General features: G+C 45.5%; 25 protein-coding genes. 3 read left to right on the forward strand and 22 right to left on the reverse strand.

The genetic code is table 11. The features are described from left to right. The first annotated feature begins 95 nt into the window (after nucleotides 1–95). Together flgK and flgL are read left to right on the forward strand one after the other, a co-directional pair. Nucleotides 96–1,985: a flagellar hook-associated protein FlgK gene (gene flgK / locus ZMTM_RS08935; RefSeq protein WP_221763551.1), complete on the forward strand. Its 1,890-nt coding sequence runs from the start codon at nucleotides 96–98 to the stop codon at nucleotides 1,983–1,985. Nucleotides 1,986–2,033: 48 nt separating this feature from the next. Further along, nucleotides 2,034–2,951: a flagellar hook-associated protein FlgL gene (gene flgL / locus ZMTM_RS08940; protein WP_221763552.1), complete on the forward strand. Its 918-nt coding sequence runs from the start codon at nucleotides 2,034–2,036 to the stop codon at nucleotides 2,949–2,951. 31 nt (nucleotides 2,952–2,982) lie between these two features. On the opposite strand, the gene fliR is transcribed toward flgL, so the two are convergent. The 13 genes from fliR to fliF all read right to left on the reverse strand — a co-directional run bounded on the left by fliR (nucleotide 2,983) and on the right by fliF (nucleotide 14,181). Beyond that, nucleotides 2,983–3,774, reverse strand: a complete 792-nt coding sequence (gene fliR, locus ZMTM_RS08945; RefSeq protein WP_221763553.1) for a flagellar biosynthetic protein FliR — start codon at nucleotides 3,772–3,774, stop codon at nucleotides 2,983–2,985. A gap of 89 nt (nucleotides 3,775–3,863) precedes the next feature. Beyond that, complete coding sequence (gene fliQ, locus ZMTM_RS08950) at nucleotides 3,864–4,133, reverse strand: flagellar biosynthesis protein FliQ (protein WP_221763554.1); 270 nt, start codon at nucleotides 4,131–4,133, stop codon at nucleotides 3,864–3,866. A 26-nt stretch (nucleotides 4,134–4,159) separates the two neighbouring features. Next, complete coding sequence (gene fliP / locus ZMTM_RS08955) at nucleotides 4,160–4,936, reverse strand: flagellar type III secretion system pore protein FliP (RefSeq protein ID WP_221765660.1); 777 nt, start codon at nucleotides 4,934–4,936, stop codon at nucleotides 4,160–4,162. A gap of 7 nt (nucleotides 4,937–4,943) precedes the next feature. Beyond that, nucleotides 4,944–5,408, reverse strand: a complete 465-nt coding sequence (gene fliO / locus ZMTM_RS08960) for a flagellar biosynthetic protein FliO (protein WP_221763555.1) — start codon at nucleotides 5,406–5,408, stop codon at nucleotides 4,944–4,946. 23 nt (nucleotides 5,409–5,431) lie between these two features. After that, nucleotides 5,432–5,869, reverse strand: a complete 438-nt coding sequence (gene fliN / locus ZMTM_RS08965) for a flagellar motor switch protein FliN (protein WP_221763556.1) — start codon at nucleotides 5,867–5,869, stop codon at nucleotides 5,432–5,434. Beyond that, nucleotides 5,853–6,863 carry a flagellar motor switch protein FliM gene (gene fliM, locus ZMTM_RS08970; protein ID WP_221763557.1) on the reverse strand — a complete coding sequence of 337 codons (1,011 nt, stop codon included), beginning with the start codon at nucleotides 6,861–6,863 and terminating at the stop codon, nucleotides 5,853–5,855. The genes fliN and fliM overlap by 17 nt, the downstream gene beginning before the upstream one ends. A 38-nt stretch (nucleotides 6,864–6,901) precedes the next feature. Next, on the reverse strand, nucleotides 6,902–7,399 hold the full coding sequence (gene fliL, locus ZMTM_RS08975) for a flagellar basal body-associated protein FliL (protein WP_221763558.1): 498 nt from the start codon (nucleotides 7,397–7,399) through the stop codon (nucleotides 6,902–6,904). Nucleotides 7,400–7,571: 172 nt separating this feature from the next. Then, on the reverse strand, nucleotides 7,572–8,837 hold the full coding sequence (locus ZMTM_RS08980; protein ID WP_221763559.1) for a flagellar hook-length control protein FliK: 1,266 nt from the start codon (nucleotides 8,835–8,837) through the stop codon (nucleotides 7,572–7,574). A 74-nt stretch (nucleotides 8,838–8,911) separates the two neighbouring features. Next, nucleotides 8,912–9,358: a flagellar export protein FliJ gene (gene fliJ / locus ZMTM_RS08985; RefSeq protein ID WP_225906998.1), complete on the reverse strand. Its 447-nt coding sequence runs from the start codon at nucleotides 9,356–9,358 to the stop codon at nucleotides 8,912–8,914. Nucleotides 9,359–9,425: 67 nt separating this feature from the next. Further along, nucleotides 9,426–10,841, reverse strand: coding sequence for a flagellar protein export ATPase FliI (gene fliI / locus ZMTM_RS08990; RefSeq protein ID WP_221763560.1), 1,416 nt, complete (start codon nucleotides 10,839–10,841; stop codon nucleotides 9,426–9,428). Next, the gene (locus ZMTM_RS08995) at nucleotides 10,838–11,518 is read right to left on the reverse strand and encodes a flagellar assembly protein FliH (protein WP_221763561.1); all 681 of its coding nucleotides are present in this window, start codon (nucleotides 11,516–11,518) and stop codon (nucleotides 10,838–10,840) included. Before ZMTM_RS08995 ends, fliI begins: the two co-directional genes overlap by 4 nt. Beyond that, a complete protein-coding gene (gene fliG / locus ZMTM_RS09000; protein WP_221763562.1) occupies nucleotides 11,511–12,506 on the reverse strand; it encodes a flagellar motor switch protein FliG in 996 nt (331 codons plus the stop codon). Before fliG ends, ZMTM_RS08995 begins: the two co-directional genes overlap by 8 nt. Continuing rightward, the gene (gene fliF / locus ZMTM_RS09005; RefSeq protein ID WP_221763563.1) at nucleotides 12,499–14,181 is read right to left on the reverse strand and encodes a flagellar basal-body MS-ring/collar protein FliF; all 1,683 of its coding nucleotides are present in this window, start codon (nucleotides 14,179–14,181) and stop codon (nucleotides 12,499–12,501) included. The genes fliG and fliF overlap by 8 nt, the downstream gene beginning before the upstream one ends. Nucleotides 14,182–14,376: 195 nt before the next feature. Between fliF and fliE the strand changes: the two genes are divergently transcribed. Then, nucleotides 14,377–14,757 carry a flagellar hook-basal body complex protein FliE gene (gene fliE, locus ZMTM_RS09010; protein ID WP_221763564.1) on the forward strand — a complete coding sequence of 127 codons (381 nt, stop codon included), beginning with the start codon at nucleotides 14,377–14,379 and terminating at the stop codon, nucleotides 14,755–14,757. A gap of 28 nt (nucleotides 14,758–14,785) precedes the next feature. On the opposite strand, the gene ZMTM_RS09015 is transcribed toward fliE, so the two are convergent. From ZMTM_RS09015 to ZMTM_RS09055, 9 genes are all read right to left on the reverse strand, one after another. After that, a complete protein-coding gene (locus ZMTM_RS09015) occupies nucleotides 14,786–15,175 on the reverse strand; it encodes an EscU/YscU/HrcU family type III secretion system export apparatus switch protein (protein WP_404804706.1) in 390 nt (129 codons plus the stop codon). A gap of 10 nt (nucleotides 15,176–15,185) precedes the next feature. After that, nucleotides 15,186–16,265, reverse strand: a complete 1,080-nt coding sequence (gene fliK / locus ZMTM_RS09020) for a flagellar hook-length control protein FliK (RefSeq protein WP_221763565.1) — start codon at nucleotides 16,263–16,265, stop codon at nucleotides 15,186–15,188. A gap of 9 nt (nucleotides 16,266–16,274) precedes the next feature. Continuing rightward, a complete protein-coding gene (locus ZMTM_RS09025) occupies nucleotides 16,275–16,613 on the reverse strand; it encodes a flagellar protein FliT (protein ID WP_221763566.1) in 339 nt (112 codons plus the stop codon). Between the two features lie 2 nt (nucleotides 16,614–16,615). After that, a complete protein-coding gene (gene fliS / locus ZMTM_RS09030; protein ID WP_221763567.1) occupies nucleotides 16,616–17,098 on the reverse strand; it encodes a flagellar export chaperone FliS in 483 nt (160 codons plus the stop codon). Nucleotides 17,099–17,111: 13 nt separating this feature from the next. Continuing rightward, nucleotides 17,112–19,109: a flagellar filament capping protein FliD gene (fliD, locus tag ZMTM_RS09035; RefSeq protein ID WP_221763568.1), complete on the reverse strand. Its 1,998-nt coding sequence runs from the start codon at nucleotides 19,107–19,109 to the stop codon at nucleotides 17,112–17,114. A 20-nt stretch (nucleotides 19,110–19,129) separates the two neighbouring features. After that, on the reverse strand, nucleotides 19,130–19,498 hold the full coding sequence (locus ZMTM_RS09040; RefSeq protein WP_221763569.1) for a flagellar protein FlaG: 369 nt from the start codon (nucleotides 19,496–19,498) through the stop codon (nucleotides 19,130–19,132). Nucleotides 19,499–19,577: 79 nt separating this feature from the next. Further along, complete coding sequence (locus tag ZMTM_RS09045; RefSeq protein WP_221763570.1) at nucleotides 19,578–20,378, reverse strand: flagellin N-terminal helical domain-containing protein; 801 nt, start codon at nucleotides 20,376–20,378, stop codon at nucleotides 19,578–19,580. 268 nt (nucleotides 20,379–20,646) lie between these two features. Next, the gene (locus ZMTM_RS09050) at nucleotides 20,647–21,405 is read right to left on the reverse strand and encodes a hypothetical protein (RefSeq protein ID WP_221763571.1); all 759 of its coding nucleotides are present in this window, start codon (nucleotides 21,403–21,405) and stop codon (nucleotides 20,647–20,649) included. A 122-nt stretch (nucleotides 21,406–21,527) separates the two neighbouring features. Further along, entirely contained in the window at nucleotides 21,528–22,172 is a 645-nt protein-coding gene (locus tag ZMTM_RS09055) for a response regulator (RefSeq protein ID WP_221763572.1), read from the reverse strand. Between the last annotated feature and the right edge of the window lie 24 nt (nucleotides 22,173–22,196).

Raw genomic sequence — 22,196 nt, forward strand, 5'->3', positions numbered from 1 at the left:
ACAGTATTGCTAAAGTTTGACTTTTTAATGCCGTCATACACATAGAAGCAAAAAATTTAAACTCAATGGATTAAAGCTGGCTTTTCGGCACATATATGGCAACTTCTAACATACTAAGTATCGGTCAGAGCGCACTGTCAGCTGCACAGGCGGGCCTTAGTACGACTGGCCATAATATTGCGAATGCCTCAACCCCAGGTTACTCACGTCAAGTGGTGATTCAAGGCAGTGCAGGCGCTCAAAATTTTGGCTATGGATATGTGGGCCAAGGTACGCAAGTCACTACAGTACAGCGGGTATTCAACGATTTGCTTTCCTCACAAATTTCATCATCGCAATCCAGCTATAACCAGATCAATACCTACGCTACGCAAATGTCGCAAATCGACAACATGCTGGCAGATTCCACCGCAGGGGTATCGCCTGCATTGCAAAATTTTTTCAATACTGCACAAACGCTCTCAGCTAATCCAAGTGATGCCTCTGCGCGCCAGGCTTATCTGTCTGCATCACAGGCATTGGCGAGTCGTTTTCAAAGTGTAGGTAACCAGTTAAATAGCATTAACGACAGCGTAAACACCCAGATCAGTAGCAGTATCACCCAGATCAATTCATATACAAGCCAGATCGCTAACCTGAATGACATGATTACCAAGGCGCAAAACCTGACTGGCCAGCCACCGAATGATTTGCTGGATCAGCGTGATGAACTAGTCAGTGAGCTGAGCAAGCAAATCAAGGTCACAGTAGTCAATCAGCAAGGCAGCTACAACGTGTTTGTCGGTAATGGCCAGCCAATGGTAGTGGGCGGTGATAAATACACACTGGTGCCAGTGAACTCACCTACGGATCCAACCAAGGTCGAAGTAGGTTACCTTAGCAAGGGAGTGGTCACGGTATTGGGCCAGCAGAATATTACCGGCGGTGTTCTTGGTGGTTTACTTCAATTCCGCGATGAATCACTCGACAGCGTAAAAAATCAGCTTGGACAGCTAGCGCTTGTGGTTGGTCAATCGGTGAATGATCAAAATATGCAAGGCCTTGACCTCAATGGCGTACAAGGCGGCAATATCTTTAATGTACCCGTGCCGGCAGTCAATGCCAATACCAATAACCTTGGTAGTGGGGTTGTCACTGCCACTGTCAGCAATGCGAGTGCTGTGACTACCAGTGATTATAAATTAGAGAAAGTTGGCACTAATTTTGTTGTTACGCGCTTGACTGATGGAGTTACCAATACATACAGCAGCTTGCCGCAAACCCTGGATGGCTTGACCATCAACGCCACAGGTACTATGAGCCCAGGCGATAACTTCTTGATTCTGCCAACCGCTAATGGCGCGGCCACCCTGTCAGTCGCAACCACCAATATCAATAAAATCGCAGCTAGCAGCCCTGTGGTTGATGCCAAAGCCGCGACTACTAATGCGGGCAATGCTACGGTTTCAACACCCCTTGTAAACTCAAGCTATGCGGGAGCCCCATTAGCAGCGGCATTTACCCTCACTTACAATAGTGGCACCAACCAGTTATCAGGTTTCCCCTCTGGTGGGCCACAAACTTATACCAGCGGTGCTACGATCACTGTAGGCAATATGAGCTTTGTAATGACTGGTACACCCACTAATGGTGACCAATTCACCGTATCCCCCACTACTACCAATTCGCCAGGTGACAATCGTAATGCGCTTGGTCTGGTGAATCTGCAAACGAGTAAACTGGTTGGCGGCATCAATACCTTTGTGGATGCGTTTGCCCAAGTGGTCAGTAATGTGGGAAATAAAACCAATGAGCTCAATATTACTGGTACGGCCGAGAAAACAAGCTTAGGTTTACTGACGGATGCCCAGCAATCAGATTCTGGTGTAAATCTGGATGAAGAAGCGACCAATCTTTTAAGGTATCAACAGGCTTATCAGGCAGCAGCCAAAATGATGCAAATCGCCAGTCAGTTATTTGACACCCTGCTTACTATAGGACAGTAATTCTGAAAATATCCTGGATATTCATAGAATCTAGCTTAGGAAACGATCATGCGCATTAGCACCAATACCCTTTACAACAACGGCATTTCAAAAATCAATGATCTGACATCAGATCAATCAAGACTGCTCGAACAGATTTCAACCATGAAACGTGTGTTGAAGCCTTCTGATGACCCTGTTGCGGCGGCGCGCGCACTACAAGTTAAACAGGCGCAAACATTAAATACGCAATATGCCAATAATCGCAGTGCGATCACTTCTAATTTGGAGAATGTGGACACTACGCTTAATAGCATTAGCGACCTGTTGATTTCAACCCAATCAACCGTCGTCAGTGCAGGCGATGCAGCATACTCTGATTCTCAACGAGCAGATCTGGCAGCGCAAATCCGTAGCACACTTGGCCAATTAGTCGGCGTTGCTAACAGCAAAGATGCTTCTGGCAATTACATTTTCGCAGGCTATCAAACCAGCACCAAGCCCTACACTGAAACAGCTACAGGTGCTACTTACGCTGGCGATAGCGGCCAGGCTAACATACAGGTATCCGCTGAGCGCACCATGCCAGCAAACTATGCAGGCTCACAGATATTTAATGCGAACGGTGTTGATGTATTTGCAACACTGAGTAATCTGGCAACCCTACTTGAAACACCCGTGACAAACCAGGCAACACGTGATGCATTAACCACTGGTTTAGCAAGTGCCAATACAGCACTGGGCAGTTCTCTTGATGGCCTTCTAGCAGTGCGCTCGCAAGTGGGCTCAAACCTCAGTGAGATAGATAACCTGAACACTGCAGGCACTGATATAGCCACGCAATATGCAAGTACTTTGTCTGGCTTGCAAGATTTGGATTATGCGCAGGCCGTCACAGATTTAACTAAGAACAAGACGGTACTTGAGGCGGCTCAACAGTCATTTGTACAAGTGACCAATCTGTCATTATTCAATTACCTGAAATAACTTCTCACACCACCCTAACGGCCTTAAGCTATTAGGGTGGTGTGCTGTTAGGCACCCCGATCAGATTCATCGTTACAATCCCTTCCTGCATGATTTGTTGAATCGGTTGCAACATAGCAGGTAAAGTAAGTGCAAGCACAATAAAGCCGATGCTAATAGTGATTGGGAAACCAATCCCGAAAATATTGAGCTGAGGTGCAGTTCTGGTCAGTATCCCTAGCGCCATATTGCCAATTAGCAAGGCAGCAACTGCTGGCAGTGAAAGCAATAAGCCTGCACTAAAAATTTTACCCCCCCACATCGCCATTTTCATAAAATCCATACCCATGCCTGCACTTGTAGTAATAGGCATGGTGATAAAGCTATGTGCAAGCGCCGTAATGACGATTAAATGCCCGTCTATGCTCAGGAATATCAGCATCGTAAGCAATAGCAAAAACTGGCTAATTGCATTACTTTGGCCTTGTGACTGAGGATCAAAAAAAGTGGCAAATCCCAAACCCATTGTTGTGCCTATCATCTGACCCGCCATTTCTACCGCAGAAAATATAATACGCATGCTAAAACCAATGGCAGATCCAATCAGTATTTGCTGGGCTAATATCAACAAACCCTGAAATGACAAAATATCAAACATAGGCGGGGTCGGTAGCATGGGCATAATGGCCAGTGTAATCACCAGGCCTAGGCCAAGCTTGACCATATTGGGGATTGCGCCATGACTGAATATTGGTGCAACGGAAATCATCGCCAGCACACGTGTCAATGGCCATAAAAGGCCAATCACCCAGGTTTGGAGCATGTCGCTGCTAATTGAGACCATATTGGCTTAATCTAGATTCAGGGAGTTATTTAAGAAATTTAGGAGATGGATCGCCGTAAGCCAATATATATCCCCTCATGAAAAGCGTGTCAGCCAGCCATCATGGGCAAGCTGGTAAACATCAATCGCATATAATCTGTGAGGACAGTCAGCATCCACGGACCCGCAATGACTAAAACCGCGAATACACCGATCAATTTAGGGATGAATGAAAGAGTGGCCTCGTTGATTTGTGTGGCGGCCTGGAAAATACTGACGACCAAACCAATAGCAAGCACGGTGACAAGCATGGGTGCGGAAACTAGCAATGTGACCTCCATGGCCTGGCGGCCAATCGTCATTACGCCTTCTGGAGTCATGTCATTGTTCCCTCATAAACGTTGCACTAATAAAAACTCTGGACTAGAGAACCAAGCAACAACTGCCAGCCATCCACCAAGACAAAAAGCATTAACTTGAATGGCAAAGCCACAATAGATGGTGAAACCATCATCATGCCCATCGACATCAGTACGCTAGCCACCACCATATCAATAATCAAGAACGGGATGAAAATTGCAAAGCCAATCTGGAAGGCAGTTTTTAACTCACTGGTCATGAAGGCTGGCACTAAGACACGCAATGAGATTTGGTCAGGACTTTCTACTGGTGGAGTTTGCGACATTTTAAGAAACAAAGCCAAATCACTTTCTCGCGTCTGTTTCAGCATGAAGTTTTTCAGTGGCACACTGCCCTTTTCCAAGGCTTCTTGCATAGTGATTTTATTTTCAGATAATGGCTGATACGCTTCTGTGTAGATTTTATCCAGCACTGGGCTCATCACAAAAAAGGTCAGGAATAAAGCAAGGCCAACGAGCACCTGTGTTGGCGGTGACGATTGCGTACCGAGCGCCTGGCGTAGTAAAGATAAGACAATAATAATCCGTGTGAACCCTGTCATCATCAGCAAGGCTGCGGGCAAGAATGACAGTGAGGTCAGCAGAATCAGTGTCTGCAAACTCAAGGTGTAGTTTTGCCCACCACCAGCTGTTGGTGATGCATTTACCATGGGTAAGCCAGCGACTTCAGCCGCCCAAGTGACCGCAGGCAATAACGCTAAAATACAAACCAACAGCACTTGCGGCTTGATGAGCAATTTTGAGTAGCGTTTAAGCGTCTGCATCAACATATCAACGTAACTCATTATTTTCTGGCTTATCCAGTGATTTTTTCAACCATTTGGCAAAGGGGTGAGACATTAATCCATGCGGGTTTGTGGTGTCGCTTGTTGGCATATCAATAGAACCAGCTGCAATGTCAGCAAGCGCATTCACCTGCCCTGGTGCCACACCTACTACTATCCAGCGGTCGGCTATTTCTATGACCACGACACGCTCACGCGTGCCCACGCTAACACCCCCAACAATCTTTGCGACTGATGTCTGACTATTACCAATTGGGGTCAACCGCTTTAAGGCCCAAGCAATCAGCGCCATGATACCCAGCACGACTGCCAACCCCAATATCATCTTCAATGCACTCGTTGCTGGCGTTGGTGTATTGACGGTGGCGGCGAGCACATCATTGACAACTAGTATGGAAATCAGTGAGGTCAATAATGGCAGGCAAACGAATCTGGCGAGCTTGGGTAACATGAGTAAACTTCAGTGAATTCGGCTTATTTGTTAATCTTGCGAATACGCTCGGCTGGCGTAATGATGTCCGTCAGGCGGATACCAAATTTATCGTTTACCACCACAACTTCGCCTTGCGCAATTAGGCAACCATTGACTAATACATCCATCGGCTCGCCTGCCATGCCATCAAGCTCAACTACCGAGCCTTGTGCGAGTTGCAGCAGGTTCTTGATGGCGATTTTGGTGCGCCCCAGTTCTACCGTGAGTTGAACAGGGATATCAAGAATAAAATCTATGTCGTTTTGCGTATCAGCCAATTTATTCTTGGCAGAAAATTCGGTAAAGACTTGTGCTTGGGCTGGCTTTGCTTGCAAAGCAGAAGCGTCAGACTCTTGCTGCTCCGCCATGGCGGCACCCCAATCGTCCTCCGCTATTGCGGCTGCTTCTGTCGCTTCCATCTCTTCAGGACTGTTCGCCATTATTTTCTCCTTTAATGTATTCAGTCGAGTTCGACCTTAACAATTTCTCTACTCTTAGCGCATATTGGCCGTTAAACATACCGTATTTGCATGACATCACAGGCACGCCATCCACCTTAGCCTCAATATCATCTGAAATCGAAAGCGGGATGACATCGCCTACTTTCATATTGAGTACTTGGCTCAACGTCATTTCTGTTTTTGCTAAATCGGCAACCAACTGGATTTCAGCAATTTGAATCTGCTGCGTCATCAGCCTGACCCAACGCTTATCAACCCCTAATACTTCACCTTGCAGGGTAGAAGTCAGCATGTCGCGGATAGGTTCTATCATTGAATATGGGAAACACATGTGTATTTCACCATTGGCTGCGCCCATCTCTATACTAAAAGTGATCGCAACCACGACTTCATTTGGCGTAGCAATATTGGCAAACTGCGTATTCATTTCAGAACGCAAATACTCAAACTTGACAGCATGTACTGGCTCCCAAGCTTTCTCATAGTTTTCCAGCACAATAGCCAACACGCGTTGAATAATGCGCTGCTCAGTTTGCGTAAAATCACGGCCTTCCACCCTAGTATGGAATCGTCCATCACCACCGAACATGTTATCGACAACCGCAAACACTAAAGATGGGTCAAATACCATCAGTGCAGTGCCTCTAAATGGATGCATTTGTACTAGATTAAGGTTGGTTGGCACAACCAAGTTACGAATAAACTCGCTATATTTGGAAACACGTACAGGGCCTACAGAGATTTCGACTGTTTGGCGCATAAAATTAAACAAGCCTATACGCAATAATCTAGCGAAGCGCTCATTAATAATCTCAAGCGTGGGCATACGCCCACGGACAATCCGCTCTTGTGTTGCGAGGTTGTAGTTTCTAACGGCGGATGGGTCTATCTCAGGCTGTTCTTCATCCTGATCACCGCCCACACCCTTAAGCAAGGCATCGACTTCATCTTGAGATAAAAAATTATCAGCCATGATTCTATTTATGCGCCCTTAAGCTATTGCACTATCAATTATTGAACTACAAACGAAGTAAATGAAACACCCAGCACTTCTTGCGGCTTATCACCTGCATTGAACGGCTCTTTAAGCTGCTCGATAATTTCTGTTGATAACGCTTTTTTACCGTCAAGCGTTAACAAATCAGAGGCTTTTTTGCTGGATAACAGCAGCAGCAAACGATTACGCACCTCTGGCATATGCAACTTCAAGAATTCTCCAGTTTCAGCAGAACCTACTTTCAAAGTAATGTCTGTCTGCAAATACTGCGTTTCTGGGTCTGGTTGCAGATTCACGGTAAAAGTCTCCAGCGTTAAAAACACTGGTGGCTTAGGTGCTTCAACCTTTGCCTCTACTGGCTTATGCTCATCTGGTTTATGTTGCTGCGTCATAAAATACCAAGCAGCAGCCCCGCCACCGCCTGCTATTAATACTAATACCAACAAGATCACAATCAGCTTTTTACTGGATTTCTTTGGTTTTATTTCTTCTTTTTCAGCATCTTGTGCCATTTGATTGCCCTCGGTACGCTTCTTTATTATGAAGCAATCATATTATCAAAAAAAACGGTGCAATAAGATGTGTTGATAAGCGTGACTAAACTAGCTCATATCTAAGTTTAGGGTTTTGGAAGGTCATGGGTATAGCACCCGTCAAAAAATCATACCGCCTTTTGCTGCTATATCAGGCAAAGGTATCTACCAGGCCATTACTTATTCGAGTCACCAGCGTTGGTTTAGCATCAGCCTCTGTCGTAGTGAAACCATTTTGATTGCTAATGCTACTATCTCTACTAGATTGCCGCGCCTGCTGCTCTTGCTGCTGGCTTGAGTTAATATTTGCCTGGCCAAGATTAATGCCAGACTGACTCAACATATCCTTAAGATTTGATAAGCCATCTTGCAATGCACGGCGCACATCTGAATTATCTGAAATAAATGTGGTATCTGCCTGGTCATTATGTACATGGATCACTACCTGTAACGGGCCTAAATCTGGTGGATTAAGCGTTAAGGTAGCTGACTGTTCTCCAGAGCCAACCATCCATGCCACTTTCTGGCCAATGGCTTGATCCCAGCCAGTTTTTCCAGGGGTGGGATTAATAATATTGCTGCTTGCGGCCTGCATGGCATTCAAGGGGTTAAGTGCTGTCGTCGCGGCTATATTAGGCACAACATTATTCGTTACAGATTTAGCAGTTAATTCTTGTAGTGCAGCGGCGCCTAACTTGGTAGCGGCTAATGAAGCGTCTGCTTGCTTAGCCTGGTTGGGCAACACACTATCAACCCAGTCTGACAAATCAGCTTTTGTAGTCGCCGCGCCTGATTTTGTTAGGTCGGCCTGTTCTTTAAGCGACAAGCCAAGTTTTTGGGTTGTATCTGGTTCCAGTGTATCTGCCACAGAAGCACTATTTGATACATCTACGGCGAGCTTATCATCTTTCGCCAGCACGCCATGTCTTGCCTCAACGGGTGCGATAGTGGCTTGAACAGGGATACTCAATGCTGCCAATGCCGCATCAGTTGGTAATGGCTGTGGCGATGGTGCATCAGCCTTACTAATGTCTAACTCAGCACTTTCTGCCAGCTTTTTGATTTTTTTCGCCGCATCCAAATCTTCCAATGTCAGAGCAGCACCATCTTGCACGGCAGGCATTTTGCTATCGTCGGCAGTATTCTTATCCTTGATTTGTTCTGCAGGCTTTGCGTCTACACTTTGCGTTTGCTTAGGCGGTGTGGCTTTGGTAATACCTTGGGCAGACTGCGTCTTGGTTTGGCTAAGCTGTTTGGTTTCTGATTGCTGGCTACGCACCTGATTAGAAAGCACGTCTTTGAATGCAGGCCCTGCATCGGCATTCGCGGCACTATTGGCAGTGGAATCCTGCTTACTTAGTGCCGACATTTTTGTTAATGCTGAATTCTGTGGCGATTGTAATGATAGGTTTTGCATGATTTCATCCTTAATCTTTAAAATTTGGCCTGATGTGTTAGGTCATAGCCCAACGTAAGTTAGTATCGAAATTACTATCGGTTGAATTTTCCATGCCGCATGGCATGCTCATCCATCAACTTCTGATCCTGTTTCAACTCTTGCCTGTGCATTCGCTGGTCAGCACGGTCAGACAGCACTTCAAAAGACAGTTTCTTTCTTTGGCTTTCTTGCCATACTTCCCGTTGCATCAATACTTGGCGGTGTGCGTAATCCACACTATCTTTTTGCCCAACAATCGCCTGATCAAGCTTATGCAAAAAATTCTGGTAATTGATATAGCTCTCAGCTCCTAGCCCCAACTTAACGGCACTATCAAATTTCTCCAGATAACTATTGCGATACTCATGCAGCATTACAAGCTTTTTATTCGCTTCATCAAACGCTTTATTCAGGCTGGCTAAACGCTCCGCCACTGCATCCAGCTCTTTAGCAGCCAACTCTTTTAATGTATCAAGCACTTGTGGTTGTATCGCCATCATTCGTTTCCGTTTAACTTGTTGCCGTTAAATTTAGGCCGTAGTCTTAAATCAACATGCTTTACTTGCATCAAGCTTCTACCGTTTCCAATACATCTGCTAATTGCATGATACTTTCTTCAACATTCGCGCGCTCGGCAATATCCTGCTGCAGAAAAGCCACAATGCGCTCATTTTTGAGTATCGCTTCATCAAGAATTCTATCGCTACCAGCCTCATAAGCGCCTACATTAATGAGGTCAATACTACGCATATACCGTGAGTTAAGCTGCTTTAATTTTCTTGATAGCTTCTGGTGTTCAGGGCTAGTAATCGTATGCATCGCTCGACTGATGGATTGCTCAATATCAATCGCAGGGTAATGCCCGCTTTCTGCAAGGCTACGACTTAGCACAATGTGTCCATCCAGAATTGCACGAGCAGCATCCGCAATAGGATCTTGCTGGTCATCACCCTCAGTCAGTACGGTATAAAAAGCAGTGATTGAACCTTCGCCTGGCTTACCGTTGCCTGCACGCTCAACCAGCGCTGGTAGTTTTGCAAATACTGAAGGCGGATAGCCTTTAGTGGCTGGCGGCTCGCCTACTGCAAGAGCAATTTCGCGCTGAGCCATAGCGTAGCGTGTGAGTGAGTCCATAATCAACAAGACGTGTTTGCCTTGGCTACGGAAATACTCGGCTATCGCTGTGGCATAGCTAGCGCCCTGCAAACGCATCAGGGCTGGCACATCGGCTGGCGCTGCGACAACCACTGAACGCGCAAGGCCATCTACACCAAGAATCTGCTCGATAAACTCTTTCACTTCACGGCCACGTTCACCAATCAAGCCGACCACAATCACATCGGCATTGGTATAGCGTGCCATCATGCCCAGCAATACGCTCTTACCCACACCTGAGCCCGCGAACAAGCCCATACGCTGGCCGCGCCCCACGGTTAACATGCTATTGATTGCGCGCACACCGACATCAAGCACTACTTCAATCGGGGCACGCTGCAGTGGATTAAGTGGCCTGGTATTCAGCGGACTACTAGCTTCAGTTTGTAGCGGGCCTAGGTCATCCAATGGCTTGCCTGCACCATCTACCACACGGCCTAATAAACCTTCACCAACGGGTAGGTGGCGTGCCCTGTCTTGGCTTCTTCTGCGCGGCATGCTGGTATTACTTGGCTTGGGTAAGGCCTCTGAAACATCCATGGCATACACTTTTGCGCCTGGCGTAATGCCTTCAACACCACTTTGTGGCATCAAGAGTAATTTCTCGCCATCGAAACCCACTACTTCGGCTTCAACTTTGCGGCCTTCTGCCAGCGGAACGATACAAGCACTACCGATTGGTAGCTTGATGCCCACAGCTTCCATGACAAGACCTGTTAACTTTGTGATGCGGCCAGCTACTTCAAGCGGCTCAACAATATCAATGATCTCACTACAATCATTCATGTAGTGTTGCCAACGCTGCTGGTGTACGGCGGCGAAACTCATTTTCTAGCCTCGTGTGGCTCTTGCCAATCATCCTGTTGCGACAGCGCGTCAGTGATTCTTCTCCAGCGCGTGCCATTGGTCGCGTCGATTTGATTGGCCTGAGTATCAACGATACAACCGCCGCGTTCCACGCTTGGGTCTTCCTGGATCTGCCAACGGTATTCTTTCAACTCATCATCCATGTATTGCCTGAGCAATTTCGCGTCTTCAGGGTTCACCAGCACGCGGCCTGGACTCTGCAAATGAGGCAGATAGCGAATGGCATCGCGAACAATTGGAATCACGACTTCTGGATTGACCTGGAGCTTGGTTTTCAACATGGCTTTAGCGATATCCAATGCCAAGGCGAGGATGTCTTCAGAAATATGCTCATCCATTTTTTGCAGTGCATCATCAAAGCCATGAATCAGGGCAAGCATGTTTTCACGCTCTTCTTGAATTTCCGCCTGTGCCTGCTCCATACCCACGGCAAAGCCCTCTTGCATGCCTTTGGTAAAGCCTTCTTTGCGCACATTCTCAAGAATATCTGCAAGCTTTTTAGTTTCATGCGGATCTGGCTCTGCTTTTTTAACAACGCCTAAGTTTTTCCGTTCCAATGCAGGGTCAGAGGCAAAAGACGAGAGCTCCCAACGCTGGTAAGCGGTTTGCTTTTCTTTAGGAATGGTCGCGTTAGACAAAAGTATCGTCTCCCTTACCACCTAACATGATCTGGCCTTCATCTGCCAAGCGACGGACGATTTGCAGAATTTGTTTCTGCTGTGATTCTACTTCTGAGAGGCGCACAGGACCTTTGGTCTCTAGATCTTCCTTCATCATCTCGGCTGCGCGGGTAGACATGTTCTTGAATATCTTCTCGCGGATCTCAATAGTGGCGCCCTTGAGAGCCACAATCAGTGTTTCAGACTGCACTTCACGCAGCATGACCTGGATACCCTTATCATCAATCTCGAGGATATTGTCGAAGACAAACATCTCATCCATGATCTTCTGCGCCATGTCTTCATCGTAGCTTTTCAGGCCTTCCATCAGCGATGACTCATTCTCACCACTCATGTAATTCATAATATCCGCAGCTGTTTTTACCCCGCCCATTTGCTGTTTTTTCAGGCTTTCATTACCTGTTAGCAGTTTTGCCAGCACATCATTCAGCTCTCTGAGCGCCGCTGGCTTAACACCGTCTAGTGTTGCAATCCTGAGCATGACGTCTTGGCGCAAGCGGTCAGTAAAATGGCCAAGGACATCAGAAGCTTGATCTGATTCCAGGTGAACAAGAATGGTGGCAATAATCTGTGGATGTTCGTTTTTGATGAATTCAGCAACGGTCTGTGAATCCATCCATTTCAGGCTCTCGATACCGCTAGAGTCCTTATTTTGCAGGATACGATTTAGCAGGCCTGAGGCTTTATCATCGCCCAAGGCTTTGGTGAGGACTGAGCGGATATAGTCATCTGAATCAAGGGCGACCGAGCTTTTTTTATCAGCCTCATCCAAGAACTCATCAATAACTTCCTGCAGCTGCTCATGGCCAACTGAATTCATACCTGCCATCGCCGTGCCAAGTTTTTGCACTTCGCGTGGCGATAAGTATTTCATGACTTCCGCAGCTTCATCCTCACCCAAGGCGAGCATCAATACTGCGCTTTTCATAATGCCAGCTTCACTCATTGCTACTTACCCACCCTGTAACGAGATTGGCGACTAGTTTCGGATTTTCTTTTGCCAGTTGCTTTGCAGCTTCAAGATTCTGCTCATAGGCCCTGACTGTAGGCTGCCTAGCCTGAATCTGTGGATTAGCACCCAGATTAACGATTGTATCCTCATCTGATGCTGTTGCCAGAAGCGCTTTTGGCTCAGGTGTCAATTTACGTAACATTGGCTTCATCACGCGTAAGTACAGCAGAATAATCACGACAACTGCAATCCCAACTTTCAGAAACTCTTTCACCATCTCAATATTTTCTGGCTGTTTCCACATAGGAATTTCAGGCAATACATCACGTGGGTCAGCCACAAATGAGCTGTTCACCACTGTGAGGGTATCACCGCGGTCGGCATTAAAACCCATCGCCTGTTTTGCCAGATCACTGATTTGTGTTTTTTCATCGTCGGTCAATGGACGGCTGGTTACTTTGCCTTTGGCATCGACTGACTGCATGTGATTCACCACAATCGCAACACTTAAGCGCTTAACACCACCCATGGGTTGTTGCGTATATCGGATAGTTTTGTCCACTTCATAATTCGTGGTGACATTCTTCTGCGTATTGAGCGGGGTTGGGTCTGGTGTAGCTGCGCCTGTGCCTGTGTTCGCAGGAGTTGCTCCCGCTGCCGCATTTGCAGGCGGATTAGTCACTAATGGGGCTGTAGCAGGTGCAGGTGGCTGGTTAGATAAAGCGCCAGGAACTCCGCCTGAAGCATTAGCATCTGTGGTTTTTGATTCGTTAGACTGCATGCTACGAATCGCAGCCGCATCTGGTGTCTGGTTAGGCTTGTAAAGTTCAGCCGCTTGTTCTTGTACCGAGAAATCAACTTCGGCACTGGCTTCGGCATGTACATTTTTTGAGCCTACGATAGGCGAAATAATCGATTCAACACGTTTGACTATATTCTGCTGCAAGTCATCTACATATTTGAGTTGGCTAGGGTCTAGATTGTTAGCCGTTTTCTTACTGGAGTCTGAAAGCAGATTACCGTTCTGATCAACCACGGTAACATCAGCAGCACTTAGCTCAGGTACGCTACTTGCCACCAGATGCACGATTGCACTGACTTGCTGCTGGTCAAGAACACGCCCTGCCCGTAAATTAAGCAATACTGAGGCAGTAGGCTTCAATTGATCACGAACAAACACTGAGGATTTAGGGATGGCCAGATGGATTCTGGCAACTTCAACTGCGGAGATAGATTGAATACTGCGCTCAAGCTCACCTTCAAGCGCACGTTGGAAATTAACCTGCTCTACAAACTGTGAAACACCAAATTTCTGGTTTTCAAGTAATTCAAAACCGATATTGCCGCCTCGTGGTAAGCCCTGCGCTGCTAGTTTAAGGCGAAGCTCATGCACTTGGTTAGATGGCACTAGAATCGCTGTACCACTGTCAGAGAATTTATAGGGCACATTCATCTGCTCAAGTACCGAGACGATGGCACCACCGTCTTTATCTGCATAATTAGAGAATAAAACGCGATAATCTGGTTGCTGGCTCCATAACCACAAGACCACCATAGCGGCAACTACTGCAGCCAAGCCCAAAACCAGCATGATTCTATTACCGAGCAGTGCTGTATTGAAACCCATCAGGTTTCCATTTCCTAGCGCTACTTCAGGTGATGCTGCCATGATAACTCTCCAAATTTAAGTGTCGCCTGCAGGGTTCACAGGCTTAGTACACAAATTACCTATTGGAGCTATTATCATAGCGCTAAGAAAATTTAAATGTTGGAATAGAGCGATATTCACCAGCTTATTTGATGACTTGCTTAATTTGCACGGTGCTACATTAGCATTCAAGTTATTAACGCGTAGGTGATGATCATGACAATCAATGCGATTGATTCAAACAGAATCCAGTCCATGCTGGCGCAGATGAAAGCTGCTGCGCAAAGCCCAGGCACTGATGTCTCAGCATTAGCTAAACCAGCAAGTGGCCTCAATAGCCTCATGGGTGCTGGGCAAACGCAAGAAACCAAGCGAGTAGATTTCGCAGAAGCATTAAAGTCATCACTCAACCAAGTGAACCAGAGCCAACTCACCGCCGAAAAAATGGGTAAGGATTTTGTGCTGGGTGACGATAAAGTCAGCCTCTCTGATGTCATGATTGCAGGTCAAAAAGCCAACATCACTTTTCAAGCCACTGTGCAAATACGCAACAAATTAGTCGCCGCATACAGCGACATCATGAACATGCAAATCTAAGGTTAAATCTGGGGCTTAAATATAAGCTTTACTCAGTAACTTCAGGTTCATCAGTGTTTTGTGCGAGTAAAGGCTGCGAAATAATATTGTATTCAGGTGGCTTATTATCGCTATAAGATGCGCCCCCTTCTGAGGCTTGCTGTTCTGCACGATAAAGCCAAGCCAGAATTTCCGCGATAGCCCGATAAAGTGCAGGTGGGATATGGTCATCCAAATCAACCTGCATCAACAAAGCAACCAAGTCTTTAGATTCATGCACAAATATCTCATGCTGTTTTGCGCGTTCGATAATTTGTTCGGCCACTGCCCCACGCCCACGGGCGACTACACGTGGGGCAAGATCACCGGTTTCATAAGCAATGGCTACCGCTTGCTGACTTAAATGGCGTGGATTCTTTTCAGACGGATTAGACATCATCATCGCTCAGTCAACCGCTCATGCGGGTGCTGATCGTCAGTCCCTCAACCGCTTGGCCACTCACTTCGAACGCTTTTGATAAATCCGCTGACTGCGTTTTAAGTGCCACTGCAGTTTTAGCGTTGTCTGCCACAATCTGCACTTTGACATGCTCCCCCCAAACATTCAGCTTTGCTGTCACCTTGCCTAAATGTGGTAAATGTAAGGTAATTTCACTGGCAATCGGCATGGCGGCCTGATCAGGTGATGTATTTGTAGAAGACTCGCTATTATCTTGGTCAGGTTGATGCACATCCCACTCCATCAATTGCCCAGGCCAGACCTCACCACGCCAGATTAGGCGCTGGTTTTCGAGGACAGCCAATTGATGCGCCATTAGCGTTGCAGTCTGCGCATTAGGCTGGTTTTGTGGTTCTTGTTGCACTGATTGCAATGTGCGCTGCCCCTCTACAAAATCTTTAAGATGTGATTCATAGAACAGCCCGCTATTGGTGAGCGCACTTTTCAGTTGCTCAGCAAGTTGCTGTGGATTATTGGGGGTATTACTGAGTAAGTCGCCAGCGATATATTTAGTTGAAACGCCATGCTTCTCGGCTTCTCTCAGTTGCTGGTCTATCAGCTTGCCTGCAAGGCTCAACTGTGGCTCATTTTTATCGGCCGCTTGCCCGTGAGGCAAAAGCATAAACGTAGGCACAGGGGCATTATCAACATACTTCAATAATAACGTCTGGCCTAGGCTACCCGTGACATTTGATTTCAGTGCCTCGTTAGTCATCACATCAGCTTGTGCAGCTGCGGCATTGGCTAGAGAGGCTTTGACTGCCTCTGATTGCGACCCAGCACCAGTGGGTAGAGAGATGTACTTGGCAATTGAACCCAAATCCATCTTGAGGACTGCATCCTGTACTTTGACATAAAAATTTTTGTCGTCGGCACGGGAGAGTATTTGTGCGTAGTAACTTTGGCCTTTAACGAGTTGTGCAGCTCTAAAATCAGCTTCGTGCCCAGTATCAGCAACCTTGATAGCAGACAATACTGGGGCGATCTTATCAACCGCTTGTATGCCCAGCAAGTCTGGTAGATTGATCATTTCAAGGCATCATTGCAGCGTATGTTTGTGGCGCTTGGTAGATTGTGATTGTCCGTGTGCCGCATTAATGGTCATCATATTAGAGAATTTAACCATCCAAGGGTCAACCAAGTCGCGGATCTCTCTATCATCGGCCAGTATTTTCTTGATGCTTGCCAATTTACGCGCCAAAGCCTTGCCAGTTAAGGGCTCAGCTTGCTCGTAGTCTTTTAACTTTTCCACATAATCTGCGCAGTTAGCTTCGAGCTCTGCCAACTTTTCCCAATCCTGCTTTCTGGCAGCAACTACCATTTCAGTAGTTAGTAGTGCTACGGATTCATAAATTGCCAATGCATTGTCATGTAGCATGATTAAACCTCTGCAAGTTTAGAGACAGATGATGTTGAGATTGATTTTTCAGAGAAAAATTTAGCTTGGGTATTAGCACGGCCTTGCTGAACTCTGTCTTGTTGCTCAATGGTTTCCCATGAGCTTTTTAAATCAATCAGCAGCTTAATGACTTCATGAATTAACTCAGGGTCGTTTTTGATATTGGCAATATATAAACGATCACTCATATAGGCATACAAGTCATCCAGGCTTTGTGCTATTTCACCGCCGGATTGTTTATCTAGGCTAAGTCTAAGACCACTTTGAATAATCATGATGGCTTTTGATAGCAATGCACTTTTTTTCTCAATGTTCTTCTGGTTCATCTGCAAAACTGCTGATTGGCAAGCTGCAATAGCGCCATCGTAAAGCATCACTACCAGCTTAAGGGGACTGGCGGCTACTACGCCTGTTTCAACGCCAACACGTGAATATTCATTAACGCCTTGATTAAATCCAAACATATTCAATCCCTCTTTAAGATTTGCTATTTGCAGTGAATTGGGCGATTTGCTGCGTTAGGTAAGAACTTGTTGCATTCATGCTACTAATCAGTGTATCGAGCGCTGTATATTGGGCGCGATAGCTAGCTTCTAATTTGGTTAAGCGTGTATTTTCAGCATCCATCTGGTCATTTAAACGATCGATTGAAGTATTAATACCATCCGTTTTCGTCGATAACGCGCCACTGGAACTTAGCAAATTAGTAGTAAACGTATTTAGCTGGCTGGCAAAACCAAGCGTGAAATTAATCGTGCCACGCGCACCAAGCGTTCCATCTGCAATATTGATTTTCAAGCCTTGGGATGCATCACCAAAAGCACCTGTCAGAGTCTGCCCTGCACCAATAGCGGCAACACCGTTAATCGTACCGGCTACATCTAATCCAGTAGTGGCTGTTGGCGAACCGCCAAACAAATCAGTAGCGCCAGAACCACCCGTAACTGCTACTGCAGAACCAGAGCCATAATTATTGGATGTAATCTTTAAGGTACCAGCATTATTACTTACCTGAGCGGCAGCCCCGGCTTGTGTTAGGCGGGTTTGCAATTCATTAATCAAGTCTTGTGTGGTCGCATAGATTCCGGCTGTTAGCGTAAGACTGTAACTCACACCATTCACGGTGAGATTCACCTGATCATTAGCCCCTTGAGTAATAGTAAGATTAGGGGCGCTACTAGCTTGCAAACTACCTTTCGTTGCAAGCTGTGACACTGTCACTGCATAGTTACCTGCCTGGGTTTTATCTGTGCTACTTGTATAGGTAACCAGTTGATCAGTGGCTTTGCCAGCTGCAGTAAACAAAGCAGATATAGAACCAAAATTGTTAGTAATTGCACTTTGTAACTTAGTGCTATCTACCGCCAAACTACCATCACGCTGGAACGCAACGCCGATCTGCGATAGCGAACTCAATGTATCAGTCCCTAGACTTTGAGTAACACTGGCTTTAAGCTGGCTGGCGATATTATTGACTGTAGAATCACCCAACAACAAGCCGGCGACTTGTGTTGTAGCATCGTAGCTAGTAAGACCACGTATTGTTTTGTCCAAGGCATTATATGCATTCACAAACGCAGTCACTGAAGCTTGTACCGTTGTGGAATCATTGCTTACTGAAAGACTCACCGGCACACCTGAACTGGTCTTCAGTAAATTCAGGGTGACGCCATCAATCGCATCGGTAATGGTATTACTGGATTTACTCACAGCGATACCATCTATGTTCAGGAGCGCGTTCTTGGCCGCTTGCATTTCGCTTAAATTCTTACCCGCACCGCTTGTTGCAGTTGGGTCATAGGCTAGCTGTGACAAGCCTGATGCATCTGTATTGCTTCCATCGCTAGTATCCGCAACAGAAATCTTGATTGTATTTTCTAGGCCTGAGTCTTTTGAAGTAATAACAAGCCTGTTGCCACTAGCAGAGCCGTCATTGACAATAGTAGCGGTTACCCCTGCGTTGGCAGCATTAATTGCATCCCTTACACCAGCAAGCGTATTGTTTGAAGAGTCAATCGTAATGCTGACACCAGGTTTGCTAGTATTGCTTGTGAATGTGTTTGTACCAGAAGCATAACTACCAAAAGAGATATTCAGTGTGCCAGTGCCAACAACATCTGTGGTATTGGCAAATCCCGCCAGGGCTATTTTTTGCGGTTGAGCGAGCTGGCTAACCGTGATGGCATAATTACTGACACTAGCGCTACCGCTAGCAGTTGCAGTAAATACAGAGGTATCCCCTGCTGTCACTACTTGGGCATTGAATTTAGATGCGCTGGTAAGACCAGACATTGCCGTCTGATAAGTAGCGAGTGCACTCTTTAAAGTACCAATTGCTGAAAGCTTAGAGTTGTATGCTGTCTTCTGTGCAGTTAGATTATTTAATGTGCCTTTATCCGCATTGACCAACGCCGATACAATGGAGTTAACATCCAAGCCTGAAGCTGAACCACTCGATGTGACGGGACTAGTCATAATAAATCTCCAACCCTAATTTAAGCAGTCTGCTTAATTAACAAACCCTGCAATTTATCCAGTGTTTTGGATATTTGAAGTACTTCTTCATCTGGAATCTGACGCAATACTTTTTGTGTTTCTGAATCCACGACTTTTACGATGGTACGGCCTGAATCTTGGTCCAATGAAAACTCTATACTTTGCGTCATGGGTGAAACAAATTCATTGATATTTTTTACTGCAGCTTCCAAAGCGGATTGTGATACTGGAGCACTTGTTGATTTTGATGCTTGGCTGGCTTCAACAGTAGAAACGGTTGCTTTAGATTGAACACTACCCCCTGTAGAAACAGGCGCTGGCGTTACTATCGGTCTAGCCGAATATAAATCAACACTAGGTATGGACATTTCAATGCTCCTTTATAAACACCAACAGGATTAACGTATTAACCCTGTTGGCTTTCCACTATTTATGCTTTAAAACTCATTAGCCTTTTAACAGTGATAACACGTTATTTGGTATTGAGTTGGCCTGCGCTAACATCGCTGTACCTGCTTGCTGCAAGATTTGATTTTTGGTCAAGTTTGCAGTTTCAGCCGCAAAGTCTGTATCCATGATGCGTGATTTAGAAGCAGTTTGATTCTCAACTGACACATTCAAGCTAGAGATCACAGACTGGAAGCGGTTTTGTACAGCACCCAATGTTGCACGGCTGGTATTCACAGCATCCAATGCAGTATCAATTGCGGTCAATGCTGAGTTTGCGCCACTTACACTAGTGATATCGCCAGTGACTGAGCTTGCAGTGGTTGCTGACACAGTAATTGTTTGACCACTATCAGCACCTACTTGGAATACCAAGCTTGAAGTGCCGAATACAGCTTGGCTATTAAATTTGGTATCGGTACCCAAACGTGAAATTTCTGAAGCCAGTTGTTGGAATTCAGCATCCAGATTTGAACGGTCACCGCTACCATTACTTGCATTAACAGACTGTACAGCCAGTTCACGCATACGTTGCAATGCGTCTGTTACGTTACCCAGCGCGCCTTCAGCAGTTTGTGAGTATGAAATCGCATCGTTAGCGTTACGAATCGCTACAGTTTGACCGCGAACTTGCGCATCAATACGTGTTGCAATTGATAAGCCAGCAGCATCATCCTTTGAGCTGTTAACGCGAAGACCTGATGACAAACGTTGCAAAGAAGTTTGCAAACCCATTTGTGATTTGTTCAGGTTGTTTTGTGCATTCAAAGATGCAATGTTGGTGTTAATTACTAAAGCCATGATATTTCTCCTTCAATTAGAGTTAAGTTCACATACATCTTTTTTGCCGTGAGCGGTGTTTTTAAGTTTCTAATTGCACCGTTGTTGTAACTGTTATCGGTAGAGTTTCGAGAAAGTTTAGAGTGCTACCCTAATTAAGTTTTCTAGTTCAACCGCATATTGGCAAATTGCGTAAGTGTTCACGTCTCCAATTAATTAATCTTTAGCATCAAAAAATATTTAACTTATAACCCATTGAATTATATTAAAAATAAAATATTTTTTAGTTTTACCCTTCAGTTTTTAACACCATATCACGCAAATATTGCGCGGCTTTTACCAGCTGCTTTTCATCAAGTGGTTGATGCAGTATTTGCTGAAAATCGCGAATTTCTTGCACTAACCAAGGCTCAACTTGATCAGAACCAACCAAACTATCAAACAAAATATCCAGCATTCGCAAAAAAGCCTTATGTTTAGCAGCCATGTCATCGGTATATAAACCGATATGCAAGTCCAGACTTTTTAGGTCTGATGACAACTGAATGACCTCTTGCTTTGAAGTAGCATTCTTAAGGCGATGCGCTAAGTATTCAGAAGTTTTGGCTAACTCCGTGTCGTGCTCTAACAAACTAGGGATAGTAGATATGAGCATTTTTGATAAAAGCTCACGCCAGAGTCTTGCCGATGGATTATCTTCACCAAAATCTGAGAAAGGCGTGCTTTTTGGTTTGGTTTCTGCAGGCAATGAAACAAATTTAACGACTTCATCGCTAAATCTTGTCCAGTCACCATCTTCGATCGCTAGCGCTAATCGTAGCCCAAGATCAGTAGAGGTTTTTGCTAAGCGTCTTGCCATACCAAGTGGCGCATCCATCATTAGCTCTTGATGCCCTGATGCAGCATCCCCTGGCTCACCAGTCAGTTCTTCATAGACAGATTGATAATTCACTGGCGTGGGCAACAGATTTCTCTCTGCCAGCGTATGCAGAATGTGCTGAGCCAATTCAAATGTAAGAAAAGTATGGGGAGATGTGTTTTCAGTCATAACGCCAATAGATTGAATCAATATCAAACAATAGCGCTATGGTAATCAATCAAACGATTTTATGAATGCATTAACAACTGGGGAAAAGCCTGTTTAATCTTCACTAGGGCTGTAATTCATCACTAATCAACCAATTCATTCTTAATGGCATAATGCGTGAGTTCCGCATTGTGTTTCATCTGCATTTTCTCTAGCAAGCGAGCCCGGTACATACTGATTGTTTTTACGGAGAGTGAAAGTTTCAGGGCAATATCACTGACAGATAAACCAGACGCAATCATAATCATGGTCTGAAACTCTCGATCAGATAGCGTTTCATGTGGAAGCTTATCGGATGGGCTACTGACTTGATTCGCTAGGGCTTCCGCTAACTCAGGAGTGATAAATTTTTTGCCTTTTGCGATGGTGCGAATCGCTGTCACCAAATCGGATGACGCACTCTGTTTACTCAAATAACCTGAAGCGCCTGCTTTTAATGAACGTATGGCATATTGGTCTTCTCGATGCATTGATAACATCAATACAGCCAGCATCGGGTTATCACGCTTGATCATTTTCAGTGCATCAATACCATTACGATCTGGTAAGGAAATATCTAGCAACATCACATCTGCTTCACTTTTATAGGCAAGCTTGATGGCCTCTGAGGCATTCGTTGCTTCAGAAATCACAATGATATCTTCAGTTTCTGACAAAATTTGCAGCAACCCTTGCCTGAGTATGGCGTGGTCATCAGCAATAATGACTTTGATTTTCTTATGATCCATCGTTGTCTTTGTTATCAATTGAAT

It is taken from the genome of Methyloradius palustris (assembly GCF_019703875.1).
Classification (GTDB): Bacteria; Pseudomonadota; Gammaproteobacteria; order Burkholderiales; family Methylophilaceae; genus Methyloradius; species Methyloradius palustris.

Coding starts and splice junctions, on each gene's coding strand:
- fliS (WP_221763567.1), bottom strand. CDS start 17,098: ATGTTTGGATTTAATCAAGGCGTTAATGAATATTCACGTGTTGGCGTT.
- fliE (WP_221763564.1), top strand. CDS start 14,377: ATGACAATCAATGCGATTGATTCAAACAGAATCCAGTCCATGCTGGCG.
- fliQ (WP_221763554.1), bottom strand. CDS start 4,133: ATGACTCCAGAAGGCGTAATGACGATTGGCCGCCAGGCCATGGAGGTC.
- fliG (WP_221763562.1), bottom strand. CDS start 12,506: ATGAGTGAAGCTGGCATTATGAAAAGCGCAGTATTGATGCTCGCCTTG.
- ZMTM_RS09015 (WP_404804706.1), bottom strand. CDS start 15,175: ATGATGTCTAATCCGTCTGAAAAGAATCCACGCCATTTAAGTCAGCAA.
- fliD (WP_221763568.1), bottom strand. CDS start 19,109: ATGACTAGTCCCGTCACATCGAGTGGTTCAGCTTCAGGCTTGGATGTT.
- ZMTM_RS09040 (WP_221763569.1), bottom strand. CDS start 19,498: ATGTCCATACCTAGTGTTGATTTATATTCGGCTAGACCGATAGTAACG.
- fliF (WP_221763563.1), bottom strand. CDS start 14,181: ATGGCAGCATCACCTGAAGTAGCGCTAGGAAATGGAAACCTGATGGGT.
- ZMTM_RS08980 (WP_221763559.1), bottom strand. CDS start 8,837: ATGCAAAACCTATCATTACAATCGCCACAGAATTCAGCATTAACAAAA.
- fliJ (WP_225906998.1), bottom strand. CDS start 9,358: ATGATGGCGATACAACCACAAGTGCTTGATACATTAAAAGAGTTGGCT.
- ZMTM_RS09055 (WP_221763572.1), bottom strand. CDS start 22,172: ATGGATCATAAGAAAATCAAAGTCATTATTGCTGATGACCACGCCATA.
- fliI (WP_221763560.1), bottom strand. CDS start 10,841: ATGAGTTTCGCCGCCGTACACCAGCAGCGTTGGCAACACTACATGAAT.
- fliR (WP_221763553.1), bottom strand. CDS start 3,774: ATGGTCTCAATTAGCAGCGACATGCTCCAAACCTGGGTGATTGGCCTT.
- flgK (WP_221763551.1), top strand. CDS start 96: ATGGCAACTTCTAACATACTAAGTATCGGTCAGAGCGCACTGTCAGCT.
- fliO (WP_221763555.1), bottom strand. CDS start 5,408: ATGTTACCCAAGCTCGCCAGATTCGTTTGCCTGCCATTATTGACCTCA.
- ZMTM_RS09050 (WP_221763571.1), bottom strand. CDS start 21,405: ATGACTGAAAACACATCTCCCCATACTTTTCTTACATTTGAATTGGCT.
- fliK (WP_221763565.1), bottom strand. CDS start 16,265: ATGATCAATCTACCAGACTTGCTGGGCATACAAGCGGTTGATAAGATC.
- fliL (WP_221763558.1), bottom strand. CDS start 7,399: ATGGCACAAGATGCTGAAAAAGAAGAAATAAAACCAAAGAAATCCAGT.
- ZMTM_RS09045 (WP_221763570.1), bottom strand. CDS start 20,378: ATGGCTTTAGTAATTAACACCAACATTGCATCTTTGAATGCACAAAAC.
- fliN (WP_221763556.1), bottom strand. CDS start 5,869: ATGGCGAACAGTCCTGAAGAGATGGAAGCGACAGAAGCAGCCGCAATA.
- fliM (WP_221763557.1), bottom strand. CDS start 6,863: ATGGCTGATAATTTTTTATCTCAAGATGAAGTCGATGCCTTGCTTAAG.
- flgL (WP_221763552.1), top strand. CDS start 2,034: ATGCGCATTAGCACCAATACCCTTTACAACAACGGCATTTCAAAAATC.
- ZMTM_RS09025 (WP_221763566.1), bottom strand. CDS start 16,613: ATGCTACATGACAATGCATTGGCAATTTATGAATCCGTAGCACTACTA.
- fliP (WP_221765660.1), bottom strand. CDS start 4,936: ATGCAGACGCTTAAACGCTACTCAAAATTGCTCATCAAGCCGCAAGTG.